The following is a 16,676-nucleotide window of genomic DNA, read 5'->3' as shown; positions in this document are numbered from 1 at the left end:
ACAGGTGACCGGATGAGACGGACGCGCTTCCCCGCCCTGGACGGCCTGCGGGCCTTCGGTGCCCTCGCCGTGCTGACCACGCACGTCGGCTTCCACAGCGGCGACGCGCTGCACGGACCCTTCGCCGGCCTGCTGGCGCGGCTCGACGTCGGCGTGGCGATCTTCTTCGCCATCTCCGGCTTCCTGCTCTACCGCCCGTACGTCGTCGCCTGGTTCGGCGAGACCGAGCCGCCGCTGACGCTGCCGTACCTGCGCAACCGGGCCCTGCGCATCTTGCCCGCGCTGTGGGTGGCCGTCGTGCTCGCGGCCCTGCTGGTCCCCCGCCAGGACGGCATCACCTGGGCGACGTACCTGCGGCACGCGTCGTTGAGTCAGATCTACGTCGACAGTCCGGCCGCCGACGGGCTGACGCAGATGTGGAGCCTGGCGACCGAGGGTGCGTTCTACCTGCTGCTGCCGTTCCTGGCCCGCCTGCTGATCAGCTACGAGCGCCCGACCCGCAAGGCCGTACGACGCCGGCTGGCGGTGCTGACCTGCTTCACGTTGCTCGGCCCGATCTGGATGGCCGCCGTCAACGCGACCGACCAGCCGATGGCCGGGCTCTGGCTGCCCGGCTACCTCGGCTGGTTCGCGGTCGGCATGGGCTTCGCGCTCTGGCAGGTCGCCCGCAGCAGCGGACGGCTCGGGACGTCCGCCCTGGACACGCTGGCCACGATCCCCGGCACGATCTGGGCGGTCGCGGCGGTCCTGCTGGTGATCGCGTCCGGCCCGATCGCCGGGCCGTACGACCTGACGTCGTCGAGCGCCGGCCAGGCGTTCATGAAGAGCCTGCTCTACACCGTGATCGCCGCCTGCGTGGTGTTCCCGGCGATCACGCCGTCGGCGCGGACCACGGCGATCCTCGGCGGCCGGATCGGGCACGTCGCCGGAGACATCTCGTTCGGCGTGTTCTGCTACCACCTGATCGTGCTGAGCCTGGTCGAGCAGCTCTTCGGCATCAAGCCGTTCCAGGGCCACTTCGCCTTGCTGTTCTGGCCCACGCTGGTCGTGTCGGCCGCGGTCGCCGCCGCGAGCTACTACCTGATGGAACGGCCGATCATGCGGCTCGGACGGCGGGACCGCTCCTACGACGTCTCGCCGGTCGGCCTGGACAGCGCGGCCAACACGATGGCGAGCAGCACGGATCCCTGGACGACTCCGGAGGTCAGCCCCGCGTCCCCGTCCGGCCAAGGCTGAACCGCGGCGATCGCCGTACCGAGCAGAACCGCCGCGACGACCGCACCGATCAGCGTGATCCTGCGGCCGTCCAGGTACCAGGCCAACGCGGCACCGACGACCGTGACGACCAGGCCGATCCAGCCGGCCATGAAGACGCCGGCCACCACCAGCAGGACCGAGGCCGGCCAGGGGCCGAGCCGCTGAGCCTCACGCAGCCGGTGGCCTGAGTGCCGCGACCGGCGACGCGAGAAGATCGCCAAGCCGGCAACGAGGATCAGCGCAACCAGTCCGACCAGCAGCCCGGCTCGATAGTCGCGGTCGGGTGTGAAGCGCGCGGTGACCTGCTGCTCGGGTCCTGCCGGTAGCAACCAGCCCTGCTGCCAGCCACCGACCCGGATCGGTACGAGCTTGCGGCCGGTACCGTCGTACGCCTCCCAGCCCGTGCTGAAGTTCTGCGCGACGGTCAGCACCGAGTCCTCGGTGGCCAGCGGCGCCTCCAGCGTCAGCTCGGACGGGCTGGGCCGCCATACGTTGACGCCCTGCGCCGATCCGTTGTCCGGCTGCACCGCGTCGGTCTTGGTCAGCGCCAGCTCGATCGGCGCGAAGTCCTTACTGGCCACGACATCCAGCGTGTGGCGACCGGCCTGCAACGGCAGGGACGGCTGCTGGCACAGCGAGTACTTCACCGGCCGCCGCTGCAGCACGTCCAGAATCGTCGCGGTCACCCTGGTCGCTGCGGGCACGCCGTCGACCAGGACCGTCGGGCCGAATCCGCACACCGCTCCGGTGACCGCCTTCGGGTTGATCGCCTTCCGCAGGTCGTTGGCACCGAGGACGCGCAGCTCGGCGACGCCGACCGGCAGTCGGCGGGACAGACCGGTCGCGGAGTCCACGTCGATCACGTCCTGCGTCCCGGTGAAGGCCAACTCGAAGGTGCGGACGTACTTGAACCGATCGGGGAACGTCACGAACCCCTCCGGAGTCACCGGCAGGGTCGTCGGCTTACCGCCGTCGAAGCGGACCTCCACCTCACTCGGCCGGGAAGCGGCCAGGTACGGGTCGCTCAGGAACTGCAGGCCTTGCAGCTTGCGGAACCCCGGCAGCTTCAAGGTCAGCGTCGGGTGCTCGTCCTCCGGCGCTGCCACCCAGCCGGTACCGAGGTCCTGGTCAACCACTGCACCCGGCCGGCCCTCAGGCGCGGTCACTGCTCGCGAGGACGCCGACGCGGTGATTCCACCCGGCACCTGCAGCAGTCGCTCCAGCGAGGCGCCGTCGCGCGGCAACGCCGTGCCTTGCAGCTTGTACGACGCAGCGTCGGGCAAGTCCACGCTGCGGTAGAGGCCGGTCGCCTCCTCCGAGTCCTTCGCAACGGCCTGCCGGCACAGCGGGCGGATCCCGACGTGCAGGCACGCTGACCGGCCGATCTGCTCGTTGCGGAACACCAGCGCGTCCGGCTGCTTGCCGAGCCCGCCCGGCACCTCGAGCCGGCTGACCGGTGTCAGTCCCGGCAGCACGACCTCGGAGATCGCGACGCCGTTCGGGTTCTTGCCGTCGGTCACGCCGACACTCAGCCGCAGCCGCTGGGTGAACCCGTCCGGGGCCGGGACGGGCTGCGGCTTGTCGGTGCCCTGCACCACGGTGGTCAGCGAACCCGCGTCCGTGTCGACCTTCAACGTGCGGACCGGATCGGTCGTCGGCGCCTGCAGCGAGAACTGGACCTCCAGGTCGGACACCTTGCGCGGCGAGGTGAAGTCCAGCTCGAGCCACTCGCCGCTGCTCTTGCCGAAGGTGCCGGAGATCCAGCGGGTCGACGGATCGCCGTCGACCGCCGCGAAGGGTCCGTTGCCCGGCCCGGTCCGCAGGGTCGCGTTGGCATCGGCTGCCGACGAGGAAGCGCGGACGTCGGCCACTCCCTCGGCCCAGACTCTGGTCGTCGGCGGCGACGGCGGGTCGAGCAGGTAGTCGAGCGTGCGGCGGCCCAACCGGCCTGGATCGTTCGAGGTCATCACCGGCGAGTAGTTGTCGGCAGGGCGGCCTACGGACACCTCACGCCGTTGCGGGCCGTCGGTCTGGACCAGCGGCAGGTCGAGACCGTCTGTGTCCGTGCTGAGCACGGCCTCGCGGTTGCCGCCCAGTGCGGTCAGCACGGACGGCACGTCCTCGGGACCGCCGCGCACAGCGACCAGCTGGGACTGCGGGACCAGCCGGGCCGGGGTGACGTCGGCACCGACGTCGTAGATTTCCACGCTCGGGTAGGGCAGCCGGGTCCGCTCGTCCAGCGTGACGTTGGGCGACTCGATCGAGCTGCCGGTCGCCGGGCCGAAGTACGCCGCCCGCGCGATGCCCGCCTCGGCCAGGCTCTCGTGCACGGCGACCGTCGGACTCACCTGCGCGTCGTACCGGAGGTCGTTGCGGACGACGACGTACCGGACTCCGGCCCGGGCCAGCGCCTGCTGCAGGGTGCGATCGCCGACGCCGGAAGCGAGTCGGCGTTCGACCTCGTCCAGCCAGCGCGTCGTACCGGCTGATCCGAGCGGTACGGCGTCGCGAACGGCCATCGGTCGCTTGAGCAAGGCCTGGAACGGCTCGTCCTTCGTAGAGCCCCAGGTGAAGTCGGCGAACGACGCAGCCGGTACGACGAGGACGCTGCCGTTCGTCTGCTGGCCGTCCAGCCAGGCCGCCGCTTGGCGCCAGTGCGCGGGGATCGCCTGGTAGCTCTCGGTTCTGGGCAGCTGGGCGAAGATCGCGGGCGTCGCCACAGACAGGACCAAACAGGCGGCGAGCGCCGGCACCAGACGACGCTGTACGCCGCGGGCTGTCGCCCAGCTGCTCAGCCGGGTCAGTGCGTGAGCCGCGGCGAGTGCCAGCGGCAGCCGCACGACCAGCTCGAACTTGTGGGTGTTGCGCAGTGCAGCGAGCGGTCCGTCAAGGAGGCCCTGAACCTGACCGGACAGCGGGGAGCTGTGATGGCCCAGCGTCAGCAGGAGCAGGCCGACGAGGACCGAGAGCTGCAGGAAGCCTCTGTGCTTGAGCGAGCCCATCGCCAGGCCCGCCAGGCCCAGCAGCGCGACGGCAGCGGTCGCCATGATCAGCGCGGGCTGAGTGACGAACAGCCAGCCCGCGGGCCAGCTGGGTCCGCCACCGGTGGCCAGGAAGTTCAGCCACTGCGAGGTGCCGCGGAACGACTCGAAGATGCTCGCGGTGTTGGTCGTGGTCGCCGCGTTCTCGATCCAGTCCAGGAAGGGCGGGCTGTACCGGCCTAGCAGCAGCAGCGGGACCAGCCACCAGAACGACACCGCGACGATGCAGCCGAACCAGCCGGCCGCCATCTTCAGCGTCGACCGGTCCAGCCGGCGGGTCAGCAGCCACAGCGCGGGCAGCACCAGCGTGGCGCCGGTCGCGACCGCGTTCACTCCCCCGACCAGCCCGAACGCCACGGCTGACCAACCGACCCGCCACCATCCGGAGCGGGCTCGCGGTGTCACCAGCGGCAGCAGGACCCAGGGTGCCATCGCGAGCGGCCAGACCTCGATCGAGGTGATCGCCACCTCGCCCAGCATCCGTGGGCTCAACGCGTAGAGCAGCGCGACCGCGAAGCGAGCCCAGGGCGCGCCGTACCCGAGTGCGCCGGCGAGCTTCCACACGCCGAGGAACGCCGTACAGAGGACCAGTGCCCACCAGGCTCTTTGGATCATCCAGCCAGGAACGTTCACCAGGTCCAGCAACCAGTGGAACGGTCCCATCGGCAGCAGGTAGCCGTACGCCTGGTTCTGCAGCTGGCCGAACGCGCCCTGCGGATCCCACAGGTGCAGTGCCCGGGCCAGGAAGGCGCCCGGGTTGGCGGTCAGGTCCAGCTTGGTGTCGGGCACGACCTTGCCCGGCGCCTGGTGGAACGCCAGCGCGATCAGCAGCAGGCAGCCCAGGACGAGACGTGCTCGCCAGACCACCTGCTCCGGGCTTCCTGCTCTCAGCCGCTTGAGTGGTCCTCGCAACAAGCTGCTCATAGGCGCCGGAGCACCAGGACGAGGTTCCAGGTCACGACCTCACGCACACCAGGCACAGCCAGTACGCCGTACGCCCAGCGCGGGTGGTACCTCGGCACGGTCGCCACCAGCTCGGCGTCCGCGCACTGCCGGGCCCAGCGCAGTCCGCCGGCCACGGTGATCGGGAAGAGCGACTCACCGAACCTGTTCTTCGGCGGGTGCCCCTTCTGCTTCTCGTACCGGCGTGCGGCCCGGTCACCCCCGAGGTAGTGCCAGGGAGCGGTCTCGTGGCCGCCGTGCGGACCCCACCAACCGGTGTAGGACAGGAAGACCGTGCCACCGGGCTTGGTGACCCGGACCATCTCGTCCGCCATCAACCACGGGTCCGGCACGTGCTCCAGCACGTTCGAGGAGAAGCAGATGTCGACCTGCTGGTCGCCGACCGGCAGAGCCATCCCGCTGCCGAGCACCGTGCCCGGTGAGGGCTCGCCGCGGCCGCTGAGCTCGCCCAGGTCCGAGTCGATCGCGTAGTAGCGAGCACCGGCCGCCCGGAACGCGTCGGCGAAGTAACCGGGCCCGCCGCCCACGTCGAGCATCCGTGCGCCGCGCAGATCGGCGTACGCCGAGAGCTGGCCGACCGAGTCCGCGGCGAGCGTTCCGTAGAACGTGTCCGGGTCGCTCTGCTCGACCCCGAAGGCCCGGAACAACCGCAGCGCGCGGCGAACGTCCGGGGTCCACCGCAGGGTGGTTTCGGAGTCCGGAATCGATGCGCGCACAGGCGGGACGATAACTGATCTCGCGACCTCTGGCGGACATCGTTACTGCCTGGTAACCTCGCGCCCCATTACCCGGGGGTAAGTTCGTCGAGGGTGGGGGTTGTGGAGTGCGTGCTCAGAGCGTGCTGTTGCTGAACTGGCGGGACACCACGAATCCGGAGGGTGGTGGCTCCGAACGGTACGTCGAGGAAGTCGCGAGAGGCCTTGCGGCACTGGGCTGGAGGGTCACCGTGCTGTGCGCGGCCTACCCGGGCAGTCCGCGCGAGGCCACGCGGTACGACGTCCGGTACGTCTACCGGGGCAGCAAGGTCACCGTGTACCTGCGCGGCCTGCTGCACACGGTACTGCGCGGGCCCGACCGCGTCGTCGACGTGCAGAACGGATTGCCATTCTTTACCCGTCTCGTACGTCGTACCGGGGTGGTCGTGCTGGTCCACCACGTCCACGAGGAGCAGTGGCAGGTGGTGTACCCCGGTTGGCGCGGCCGGTTCGGGTGGTGGCTGGAGTCGCGGGTCGCTCCGCGGCTGTACCGGGACTGCCGGTACGTCACGGTCTCGTCGGCGTCCCGGGACGAACTGGTTGCCCTGGGCGTCGACCAGCAACGGGTCGACGTCGTGCACAATGGCACCGACCCGGCACCGGCGCGACAGGTCCAGCAGGCTGCCGTACCGACGGTGGTGTGCGTCGGCCGGATCGTGCCGCACAAGCAGGTCGAGCACGCGGTCGACGCCATCGCCGCTGCTCGTGCGGTGCTGCCCGACGCACGGCTCGTCGTCGTGGGCTCCGGCTGGTGGGAGGTCTCGCTGCGCGAGTACGTCGATTCACTGGGCCTGCAGGACGCGGTGGAGTTCCGGGGCCACGTGAGCGAGGCCGACAAGCACGCGGCGTACGACGAAGCGTGGGTGCAGGCCCTGCCGAGCCTGAAGGAAGGCTGGGGGCTGGTGGTCGGCGAGGCGGCGGGCCACGGCGTACCGACTGTCGCCTACCGCAGTGCGGGCGGGCCGACCGAGTCGGTGCAGGACGGGGTGTCAGGTGTGCTGGTGGACGACCCCGCCGAGTTCAGCGCGACGATCACCACGCTGCTGCTGGACGAGAGCCGGCGGCGGGCCCTGGCGGCAGGTGCGCTGGCCAGTGCGGGCAACTACACCTGGACGGCCACGGCGACCGCGTTCGACCGGGTCCTGACCGGCCGGCCGGCTCTCGAGCAGCAGAGGTCCTACTTGTTCCCGTAGTTCACGATCGGCACGTCGGCCTGGCCTTGCGCCGCCTCCGGGCCCGGCCGGGCCGGCTCTTCCTGCACGTTCTTCACCACGCCGATGACCGCGGCCGACGCGATCCCCGCCCCCGCGAGCACCGCGATGACAGCACCGATCAAAGCTCCCATGAAACGTGTCCCCTCCTCGAAGTAAACCGAAGAGTAACAACGAGCCGGGCGCTCGGCTAGGGGGTAGGGAGAGCTGTCCCTTGAGCGATAGCGGTGGTCAGGTGCGTGCATCGCGGTGCTTGGTCAGTGGCCTCGATGCGGAGCATCGTGGGCGCTGGGCAAGTGCCGCGAGGTGCGTGCCTGGGCGCCGCTAGCGCCAAGGGACAGCTCTCCCTACCCCCTTACAGCTTGGATCGGACGCGTTGGACGGCGGGTGCCGCGCTCAGCAAGGCCACGGCCAGTACGGCGCCCGCCGCGATCCAGGCGGCGGCGATCAGGATCACTCGCCAGGCCGGGAGCTGCTGCTGCGCGGGCGTTCCGTCGAGGCGGTACACGCTCACCGTCGGACCGGTGAACTCCTCGGTCAGCCGCGGAATCAGCTGCCGCGGCTGCGGCCCGCCGGCCTCGCGGTCCACGACGATCCAGCCGATCCCCTGCCGCAGGAGCTCCGGCGACGGATCGGCGCCGGTCCGTACGGCGGTGCGCAACGCGTTCGCGACGGCCGCCGCGCGCGGGTCCTCGCCGGCCAGCCGGTTGCCGCCGACGATCAGCTCGTCCGGAACCACGGCAGGCTTGTCGAAGTAGCGCGGCATCGGATCGAGCACCGGGCGGCGGTTGTTCCAGCTCGGCGCTCGGTAGCTCTCGAACGGCCAGGGCATCAGGTCACCGGTCTGCGAGTCCGCTCCGAGCACTTGGCGCGCCTGCTCCCAGTCGGCCGGGTACTGCGAGGTGTGGAAGGCGCCACCGACCAGCTGTGGCAGGGCGGCCAGCGGCATGATGGCTGCGGTCGCACCGACCAGCCACGTCAGCGGGGCCACCCGCAGCAAGGCTGCGATGGCAGCGCCGAAGCCGATCGCCTCCAGCAGCACCAGTGGACCCAGGTAGCGCTGGCCATCCCGGAACAGACCTGCTCCGGGGACATGAGCCACCGCCCACGAGAACGGCTCGGCCGCCACCACACCGGCCATCGCGATCACCAGTACGACGCCGGCCGCTACGACCAGGCTCGCGGCCAGCCTTTCGAGTCGGCACCACAGCACGACACCGACGCACGCGATCAGAAGCATGGCGAAGGCCACCACGAGCGGCACCAGGTCACCGCGCCGCGAGGGCACCACGTTGGCGTTCCACACCCCACCGAGCGTGAGCAGCGTCGGCAGCACTCCCCCGAAGCCCTCGTCGCGGGCGGCGAAGGCCGCTACCGAGGCGGGGTCAGTGGTGGCGGCCGACGTACGGGCCAAGCCGGCGACGATCCACGGCAGGTTGAGCAGGACGGCGCCGACGAGCGGGCCGGGCCTGCTGCCGCGTGGCCAGAGCAGGATGAGCCCGGCGACCAGTAGACCAACGATGCCGCCGGACGCCGTCAGCGCGCAGAGCGCTGAGGCCAGCAGGAAGCCGACCCAGCCCTCACCCTTGCGGAGGCGCAGAGCCGACCGGACCAGCCACGGCAGGGCGGCGTACCCGAGCAGCAGAGCCCAGGCGCCGAGGCGGAAGCGCTCGGCGACGAACGGGTTCCAGACGTACAGGGTGGCCGCGGCCGCGCCGGCCAGTGGTCCACCCAGTCGCAGCTCGCGCCACAGCGCTGTCAGGCCGAGCCCGGCCAGCAGCGGTACGGCGACCAGGACCACCTTGTTGAGGACCGCGCCGCCGGTCAGCTCGTCGAGCAGCGCGACCACGACGTCAGAAGGAACCGCGCGCGGTAAGGCAGTTGTGACACCGAACAGATCACGCCGTAGCGTGAGGTCCGGCACGAAGACCAGGTCGTAGCCGACCACGTACCCCGGAGCGAGCAGCGGAGCGGTGATCAGCACAGTGAGCAGCACCGGCCAGGCCCACGGCATCAGCCGGGCCACCCGGTTGGTTCCCCCCTCCACGACCGCCTCCTAGCAGTACTGTTCCAGCGCAACCTACTCGCCGACCCACCAGCAGAACAGAAGCCGCATGACCTCAGAGACGACTCCCGACCAGCAGCCGGCCGCACCGAAGCTGGCGTTCCTCCGCAGCGCCACGGTGGTCGCCGTCGGTATGGCCATCATGAACGTGGCCGCCTACGGTTTCACCTTGATTGCGGTCCACCGGCTGATCCCGGAGCAGTTCGGAGCCGTCACGGCCCTGCTCGGACTGCTGCTGATCGGCAACGTCGCCTCCTTGGGGCTGCAGGCGTCCGGCGCCCGCCGGATCGCCACCCACACGGGTCCGGGCGAGGCCGCGCTGGCCGACAGCATGCTGAAGGCCGGCCGCCGGGCCGCGGTGGGACTGACCGCGGTCTGCCTGGTGGCGACGCCGCTGATCATGTGGCTGCTGCACATCGACTCGATCATCGCCGCTGTGATGGTCGCACCGACACTGGGTTTTCTGACCGTGATGGGCTCGCAGCTGGGCGTGCTCCAGGGCGGCCAGAACTGGACCGAACTGGCGGCCGTCTACACGTCGACCGGAGTGGGCCGGTTGGTGTTCGGCGGCGGCGCGCTGTTCATCCACCCGAGCGTGGCGTCGGCGATGATCGGCCTGGCGCTCGGCGCCGCCGTACCGGCTCTGCTCGGGACGTTCCTGCTGCGGGGATCGACCGGCGGGAGCATCGAGCAGGTCAAGGAAGTGCTGCGCGAGACCGTGCACGGCACCCACACGCTGCTCGCGTTCTTCGTGATCGCGAACGCCGACGTGCTGCTCGCGCGCGGTCTGCTCGACTCCAAGGACAGCGGGTACTACGCGGCCGGCGTGATCGTGGCGAAGGCGTGCCTGTTCCTGCCGCAGTTCGTGATCGTCGTCGTGTTCCCCTCCCTGGCGACCAGTCCCGGCGACACGTTGCGCCTGCGCCGCGCGATCCAGGCCGTCGCCGCCCTCGGTGTTTGCACCGTCCTAGGCGCCCTCGTCCTGCCCGACCTGGTCGTCAAGATCGTCGGCGGCCCCGACTACGCGCCCGTCGGCCCGATCGCGTGGCTGTTCGCCCTGGCCGGTTCGTCGTACGCCGTACTGCAGCTGGTCGTGTACGCCGCGATCGCCCAGCAGGAGAAGCGCGCCGCCCTCCTGATCTGGATCGGCCTGGCCAGCCTCGCGATCGCCACCCTGATCATCCTCGGAGCCGACCTCGCCACCGGCATGACCGGCGTCAAGGTCCTCGTAGCCATGACCAGCACCTGCGCCCTGGCACTGTCCATCGCCCTGGCCTCGGGTCTGCACAGGCAGAGCAGTGCGGCCGAGAGCACTCCTTCTTAGCCACCAACCAGATCCGCATCCGGCAACTAGCTAGCTTTGCCGGATGCGGACACCTACCTTTTCGTCGTGTGCTTCGTTGCCGATGGCACCATCGATGCGCTGGCCGCAGCACTCGCCGCCGATCCGGAGGCGTTCGCCGTACAGGCTCGGTGGTTGACGCACGACGGTGGTGAGCTGCCCGCGTCGGGTGAGGACTTCCACCCGACGTCGTACGTCCGTGAGTCCGTGCGCCGATCGCCCGACGACGACTGGTCCGACCCGGTCGAGTACTCCGTCACGCTGCAGCTCACCGATCGGGTTCACCCCTTCTGCGCTCTGATCCGCAATGACGAGGCGTTCCGCCGTACGGTCGAGCACGTGGGCCTGTCCCCCGCTGTCGTGCAGGCCGAGCGTGGCGGCAAGTGGTGGGACACGCTCGGCCTGCTGACGCAGGTGATGAAGACGCACGGGCGGCACTGGACCCTGTCGGACCAGGGCGTGATCCACTTCGGCAACGTCAGTTGGAGCTCGGACTGGGCGGCCGAGAAGGCGGCCGCCCGGGACCGGCTGCTGGCTACCTACTCACCAGAGGCTGGACTTGGCGAAGCGGCGGGCGAGGGTGTTGGCGACGACGAGCAGGACCAGGCCGACCAGTGAGCGGAAGAGGCCGATCGCGGCGGCGTAGCTGAACTGCGGGATCTGGGAGACGAAGCCCAGCTTGTACACGTAGGTGTCGATCACCTCCGAGGTCTGCAGGTTCAGCGGGTTCTGCAGCAGCAGGACCTTCTCGAAGCCGACCGACAGGATCGAGCCGATGTTGAGGATCAGCAGGATCACCGCGACCGGGCGGATCGCCGGCAGGTCGACGTGCCAGACGCGGCGCAGCCGGGAGGCGCCGTCGACGATCGCGGCCTCGTGCTGCTCGGGCGAGACCGAGGTCAGCGCGGCCAAGTAGATGATCGCCGAGAAGCCCATCGTCTGCCACGCCGCCGACCACACGTACAGGTGCCGGAACCAGTCCGGGTTGCTCAGCACCTCGACCGGCCCGACGCCGAACAGCCCGAGGAACTGGTTGAGCACGCCGGTGTTCGGGTCGACCAGGACGACGATCAGCCCGACCACCACGACGGTGGAGATGAAGTGCGGCGCGTAGGTGATCATCTGCACCGACCGCCGGTACCAACGGCGCCGCGCGAGATTGAGGCCGAGGGCAAGGATGATCGGCAGCGGGAACGTGACCAGCAGCTCGTACCCGTGCAGGACCAGCGTGTTCTTGATCAGCCGCCAGAACTGGTACGACTCGGCGAACCGCTCGAAGTGCTTGAGCCCGACCCAGCGGCTGCCGATGATCCCGTCGATGACGTTGTAGTCCTTGAACGCGATGATCGCGCCGTACATCGGCCAGTAGGCGAAGATCGCCAGCCAGATCAGCGGCAGCGCCAGCATCGCGTACAGCTGCCAGTTCTTCTTCATCCGCGCGCCGAGCCCCTGCGCGTGCTTGCGGGGCTTGGAGGCGGTCGTGGTCGCGACCCGAGGCCGCTCGATGGTTGAGGTGGCCATGGGTTATCCCTTCAGCGAGCCGACCATGGCCCCCTTGACGAAGTGCTTCTGCACAAAGGGGTAGACCAGCAGGGGTGGGATGGTGGCGATCACGATCAGCGAGAACTTCAGCTGCTCCTGCAGCTCCTTCATCCGCAGCAGCTCGGCGACGTCGCGGACCTGCGACGGGTCGACGTTGCTCTGGACCAGGATCTGCCGCAGCACCAGCTGCAACGGGAACAAGTGCTCGCTGGTCAGGTAGATCAGCGCGTTGAACCACGAGTTCCACTGCGCGACGGCGTAGAAGAGCAGGTTCACCGCGATGATCGGCTTGCTCAGCGGCAGGACGACCCGCCAGAAGAAGCCGATGTCGCTGCAGCCGTCAACCCGGGCCGACTCGTGCAGCTCCTCGGGGATCGTGGTCTGGAAGTAGGTCCGGGTGATGATCACGTTCCAGACCGCCATCGCGGTCGGCAGGATCATCGCCCAGCGGGTGTCCAGCAGCCCGGTCCGATCGACCACCAGGTAGTTCGGGATCAGCCCACCGTTGAACATCATCGTGAACAGGAACAGCCCGAGGATCAGCCCCTTGCCCGGCAGGTCCCGCCGTGACAGCGGGTACGCCGCCAGCAGGGTCAGCACGGTCGCCAGCAACGCGCCGCCGATGGCGTAGACCACCGAGTTGCCGAAGCCGCGGACGATCCCGTCGTAGTCGAAGATCGACCGGAACGACTCCAGGCTGAGCCCGACCGGCCACAGCCAGACCTCGCCGGACTGGACGTTCTTCGGTTCACTGAACGCCGCGCTGAGCACGTAGACCAGCGGGTAGAGGACCGCGAGCGAGAACAGCCCGAGCGCGGTGTAGTTGCAGATCAGCACGACCCGGTCGGCGCGGGTCTCCTTGACCGCGGCCGGCAGGTAGTCGTCGGAATCGCGCTCCGGTGCGGCCTGGGTCGTCGTCATCGCGCTCACCCCTGGAAGCTCTCGTAGGCGGCCTGCTGGATGTCGAGGTACGGACGCAGCCCGATCTTGTCGAGCCGGCCCAGGTAGTCGTTCCACTGCCCGTCGTCGGCCGGGTCGGCCTTGCCGGTGACGAAGCGGGCCATCGTCTGCACCACCTCGCCACTCAGGTCGAGCATCAGCGACGCGTCGAGCGCGGCCTGGTCGCCTTCCAGTGCGACCGGCGGGAACTGCTGCTCGATCGGTTCGCGGTACGGGAAGTACCGGTCGCGGGTCTGCTCGTACAGCGGCTTCTCGAACGTCGGCTTGGTCGGGTCGACGCGCTCGGACAGCCGGAAGTCGCCGGACCGGTAGTTCGGGTTGCGCTGCGCCCAGGTGTCCTTGGTCTTGTCCGGCGCCCACGTCCCGGAGATCCCGAACAGCGCCTGCTTGCCGCTGATCGCCTTGTCGCCGCGCTTGGCGAAGCTCCAGCTGCCGGGCCCGGCGTACGCCGCCATCATGACCTCGAGGTCGAGCTGGAAGTCCGCCCACTTCACCAGCAGGTCAGGGCGGCGGCACTTGCGGGTGATCACCAGCCGCGGATCGAAGCCGGTGTAGTGGTCCCAGTTGGCGACCCGGAAACCGTCGGGGCCTTCCAGCGGCGCCAGGGCTTCGTAGTCGTGCCAGCGCGCGTTCGGGTCCTCGACGTCGACGTCCATCGCGCTGCCCCAGTAGTTGCCCTGGAACACGCCGAGCAGGGAACCGTCCTTGTTGTTGCCGGCGCGCTGCAACTGCTCCGCGGTCATGCTGAACGCGTCGCGGTTCAGCAGGCCTTCGGCGTACAGGGTCCTGAGGTACTTCAGTCCCTCGCGCCAGCCGTCCTGCGAGTACGCCGCCTTGACCTTGCCGCCGTCGACCACCAGCCAGGGCGAGGTCGGGTTGTAGAGGAACGCGTTCATCACGAACTTGTCGACGGTGACCTGGTTGCTGCCGTCCTCCTTGTAGCCGACGAACGGCAGGGTCCGTCCGCGGCCGGCCGGGTCGGCTTTCTTGAACGCCTGCAGGACTTCGCGAAACTCGTCGGTGGTCTTCGGCATCGCCAGGCCCACCTGCTTGAGCCAGCGGGTGTTGATCCAGGTCCGCGACTTGCCGGCCCGGCAGTGGTAGCAGTCGTTGAACGACGGGTAGACGTACACGTTGCCGTCCGGGGACGTCGACAGCTTCTTGGCCAGCGGGTAGTCGTGGAACATCTGCTGGAGGTTCGGCGCGTACTTGTCGGTGTACGGCGCCTGGTCGACGAACAGGTTCTGCGCGCCGTACAGGTAGAGCTGGGACTTGCTGAAGTTCACGCCCATGAACGCGTCCGGGATGTCACCGGCCGCGATCATCGCGTTCACCTTGATCATCACGTCCTCGTCGGCGCCGGCGATCTGGCGGAACTCGATCGTGATGCCGGTGCGCTGCTCGAGCCACTTCGTGAACTTGTTCTTGGCCCAGTCGCCGACGGTCAGGTCCTGCGGGACCACGACGACGAACTTCGTCGGCTCGGTGACGATCGGTCCGAGCTTGCGGGCCACCGGACCGACGTAGCCGTCCGGGTACGGGATGCCGCCGGTCTTCGGGCCGGGCGTGACCGGCGGAGCCGCGAGACTCTCCGGACTCGCCCCGACCGCCTCGTCCGGACCGCAGCCGCTGAGCAGACCGCTGGTGGTCGCCGCGGTCAGGCCCATCGCGCCGGCGACGAAGCTGCGCCGCCGGATTCCACCCGTCCTCACTGCTGGTTGCATGCCGCCTCCCAGTCGAAGCCCTCCGAGGCTTCATGAGATATCCGATAGGATCCAGGATCTTTGGCAGGTGAGGATGGCACAGATCCCCGGTGGCCGAAAGGGGTAGCGGTCACTCCCCGTCGATTCGATGTCCACCTTCGGTGATTTTCAATGAAACGTTCACCTCATACGCCGAAACGTTTCGATTTCTTGCGTCAAGTAACTGTGTCCTGACTAGGCTCGGAGGATGACGACGCCGAAGTTCATCCTCGCCCTGCGCGAGAAGATCGGTCACGATCTGTTGTGGATGCCCGGGATCACCGCGGTCGTTCTCGACGAGTCCGACCAGCTTCTCCTCGTACGCCGCGCCGACAACGGCCGCTGGAGCCTCCCCGCCGGCATCCTCGAGCCCGGCGAGCAGCCCGTCGAGGCGATCGTCCGCGAGATCCACGAGGAAACCGCCGTACGGACCGTCGTCGACCGCCTGGTCCGCGTCGAGTCCCTCCCCCCGACCGCCTACCCCAACGGCGACCAGGTCCAGTACCTCGACCTCTGTTTTCGCTGCCACCCGATCAGCGGTGAGGCCGCGGTCAACGACGACGAGTCCCTCGAGGTCGGATGGTTCCCGCTCACCGACCACCCCGAGCTCCACCCCCGCGAGGAGCTCTGCATCGCCAACGCCCTCACGGACGACCCGGCACCCGTCCTGGTCACGAGCTGAGCCGCGCCGGCCTCCTGGTCACCGGCTGAGCCGCGTCGGCCGTCATCCCTCCGCCGTCCCGATCGATTAGTCCGACGGCGCGTTCGCCGGCGCGGGTGACGGCGAGGCTGCAGGAGTCGGCGCCGCCCGCTGTCGAATCCGGTGGTCGATCGGAGTCATGGTGATGACAGCACTTGTTCTCACCCCGCGAAAGGGGACCGATGTTCACCTCCGACCTGACCCGCTTCCTGATCCTGCTGGCCGAACCCGACCACTTCGCCCGCTGGGACGCCGCCGACGACGCGGAACAGGAGAGAGTCTTCGCCGCGTACCGGGCGTTCACCGCGGCGGTCCGCGAGCGCGGCCGCTTCCGCGGCGGCGAAGCGCTGGCCCATCCGCGGGACGCTCGCACGTTACGGCCCGACGGCGAGGGCCGCCGGGTCACCGAAGGCCCGTACGCCGAGACTGTCGAGCAGCTCGGTGGGTTCTACCTGGTCGAGCTGCCGGACTTCGCCACCGCGCTGGAAGTCGCGGCACTGCTCCCCCGCGAGTACCACGTCGAGGTCCGCCAGTGCCTCGACGTCGGCGTCCCGGACGAGTGATGGGCGCGGCGCCGATCCATGGGTCACGTTGCTGCTCCCTCGGAGCGCCTCGGCGCGAACGTCCCCGACGGGACGAGCGGCGCCGCCGGCCGCCGAGCCACCAAGTGTCGGTGGCCGGTCGGCGAGGCTCTCGCGCACGGTGCGGCCCCACCACGCCGGGGGCAGCGCCTTGTCCTGGCAACTCACCGGCTGGTCCGCCAGTGCTGCGACCGCGGCACGACGCCGATCCACGAGTCGCAGTGCTCCTCCCCGCGAGCGCCTCGGCGCGGGCGTCCTGCACCCGGGCCGGGCGGCGCCGCGGGCCGTCGACCGCCGAGCGGCGAGCGGCGAGCGGCGAGCGGCGAGCGGCGAGCGGCGAAGTGTCGGTTGCGCGGCGCCGATCCACGGGTCGCCGTGCTGCTCCCCCGCGAGCGCCTCAGCGCCGACGTCCCGTTCCACGGACGGGCGGCGCCGCTCGTGGTGGATCGCCGAGCAGCCAAACTGTCGGTGGTGAGGCGCCGATGAGATCTGCGGGCGGGCCGGCGGGGACTGTGCC

13 protein-coding genes are annotated in these 16,676 nt (G+C 69.6%); 6 read left to right on the top strand and 7 right to left on the bottom strand.

The annotated features are described in order from the left end of the window. The first annotated feature begins 12 nt into the window (after positions 1–12). On the top strand, positions 13–1,236 hold the full coding sequence (locus tag ABD235_RS05260) for an acyltransferase family protein (protein WP_344170238.1): 1,224 nt from the start codon (positions 13–15) through the stop codon (positions 1,234–1,236). Here ABD235_RS05260 and ABD235_RS05255 read toward each other — a convergent pair. After that, positions 1,125–5,222: an alpha-(1->3)-arabinofuranosyltransferase gene (locus ABD235_RS05255; RefSeq protein WP_344170235.1), complete on the bottom strand. Its 4,098-nt coding sequence runs from the start codon at positions 5,220–5,222 to the stop codon at positions 1,125–1,127. The genes ABD235_RS05260 and ABD235_RS05255 overlap by 112 nt on opposite strands. Continuing rightward, a complete protein-coding gene (locus ABD235_RS05250; protein ID WP_344170232.1) occupies positions 5,219–5,977 on the bottom strand; it encodes a class I SAM-dependent methyltransferase in 759 nt (252 codons plus the stop codon). The genes ABD235_RS05255 and ABD235_RS05250 overlap by 4 nt, the downstream gene beginning before the upstream one ends. Positions 5,978–6,084: 107 nt before the next feature. Here ABD235_RS05250 and ABD235_RS05245 point away from each other — a divergent pair, with 107 nt between their 5' ends. Further along, on the top strand, positions 6,085–7,209 hold the full coding sequence (locus ABD235_RS05245; RefSeq protein WP_344170229.1) for a glycosyltransferase family 4 protein: 1,125 nt from the start codon (positions 6,085–6,087) through the stop codon (positions 7,207–7,209). Here the strand turns inward: ABD235_RS05245 and ABD235_RS05240 are convergent. Continuing rightward, complete coding sequence (locus ABD235_RS05240) at positions 7,194–7,361, bottom strand: DUF2613 family protein (protein WP_344170226.1); 168 nt, start codon at positions 7,359–7,361, stop codon at positions 7,194–7,196. The two genes, ABD235_RS05245 and ABD235_RS05240, sit on opposite strands and share 16 nt — an antisense overlap. A gap of 221 nt (positions 7,362–7,582) precedes the next feature. Continuing rightward, positions 7,583–9,274, bottom strand: a complete 1,692-nt coding sequence (locus ABD235_RS05235; RefSeq protein WP_344170222.1) for an MmpA family trehalose lipid delivery protein — start codon at positions 9,272–9,274, stop codon at positions 7,583–7,585. Between the two features lie 67 nt (positions 9,275–9,341). Here ABD235_RS05235 and ABD235_RS05230 point away from each other — a divergent pair, with 67 nt between their 5' ends. Both ABD235_RS05230 and ABD235_RS05225 read left to right on the top strand, forming a co-directional pair. Continuing rightward, positions 9,342–10,616: an MATE family efflux transporter gene (locus tag ABD235_RS05230; RefSeq protein WP_344170219.1), complete on the top strand. Its 1,275-nt coding sequence runs from the start codon at positions 9,342–9,344 to the stop codon at positions 10,614–10,616. A 66-nt stretch (positions 10,617–10,682) separates the two neighbouring features. After that, positions 10,683–11,252: a hypothetical protein gene (locus tag ABD235_RS05225; protein ID WP_344170183.1), complete on the top strand. Its 570-nt coding sequence runs from the start codon at positions 10,683–10,685 to the stop codon at positions 11,250–11,252. On the opposite strand, the gene ABD235_RS05220 is transcribed toward ABD235_RS05225, so the two are convergent. Genes ABD235_RS05220 through ABD235_RS05210 form a run of 3 tightly spaced genes read right to left on the bottom strand, consistent with a single transcriptional unit; the run spans position 11,178 to position 14,860 of the window. Next, positions 11,178–12,155, bottom strand: a complete 978-nt coding sequence (locus ABD235_RS05220; RefSeq protein ID WP_344170180.1) for an ABC transporter permease — start codon at positions 12,153–12,155, stop codon at positions 11,178–11,180. The genes ABD235_RS05225 and ABD235_RS05220 overlap by 75 nt on opposite strands. A gap of 3 nt (positions 12,156–12,158) precedes the next feature. Then, complete coding sequence (locus ABD235_RS05215) at positions 12,159–13,097, bottom strand: carbohydrate ABC transporter permease (protein ID WP_344170177.1); 939 nt, start codon at positions 13,095–13,097, stop codon at positions 12,159–12,161. Between the two features lie 5 nt (positions 13,098–13,102). Then, a complete protein-coding gene (locus tag ABD235_RS05210) occupies positions 13,103–14,860 on the bottom strand; it encodes an extracellular solute-binding protein (RefSeq protein WP_344170174.1) in 1,758 nt (585 codons plus the stop codon). Between the two features lie 226 nt (positions 14,861–15,086). On the opposite strand from ABD235_RS05210, the gene ABD235_RS05205 reads away from it, so the two are divergent. Continuing rightward, complete coding sequence (locus ABD235_RS05205) at positions 15,087–15,560, top strand: NUDIX hydrolase (RefSeq protein WP_344170171.1); 474 nt, start codon at positions 15,087–15,089, stop codon at positions 15,558–15,560. A 200-nt stretch (positions 15,561–15,760) separates the two neighbouring features. Then, the gene (locus ABD235_RS05200) at positions 15,761–16,141 is read left to right on the top strand and encodes a YciI family protein (protein WP_344170168.1); all 381 of its coding nucleotides are present in this window, start codon (positions 15,761–15,763) and stop codon (positions 16,139–16,141) included. Positions 16,142–16,676 lie beyond the last annotated feature (535 nt).

The organism is Kribbella lupini (assembly GCF_039529595.1).
Taxonomy (GTDB): Bacteria; Actinomycetota; Actinomycetes; order Propionibacteriales; family Kribbellaceae; genus Kribbella; species Kribbella lupini.
The sequence above is the reverse complement of the archived record's forward strand: the minus strand, read 5'-3'. Positions and strand labels throughout refer to the sequence as shown.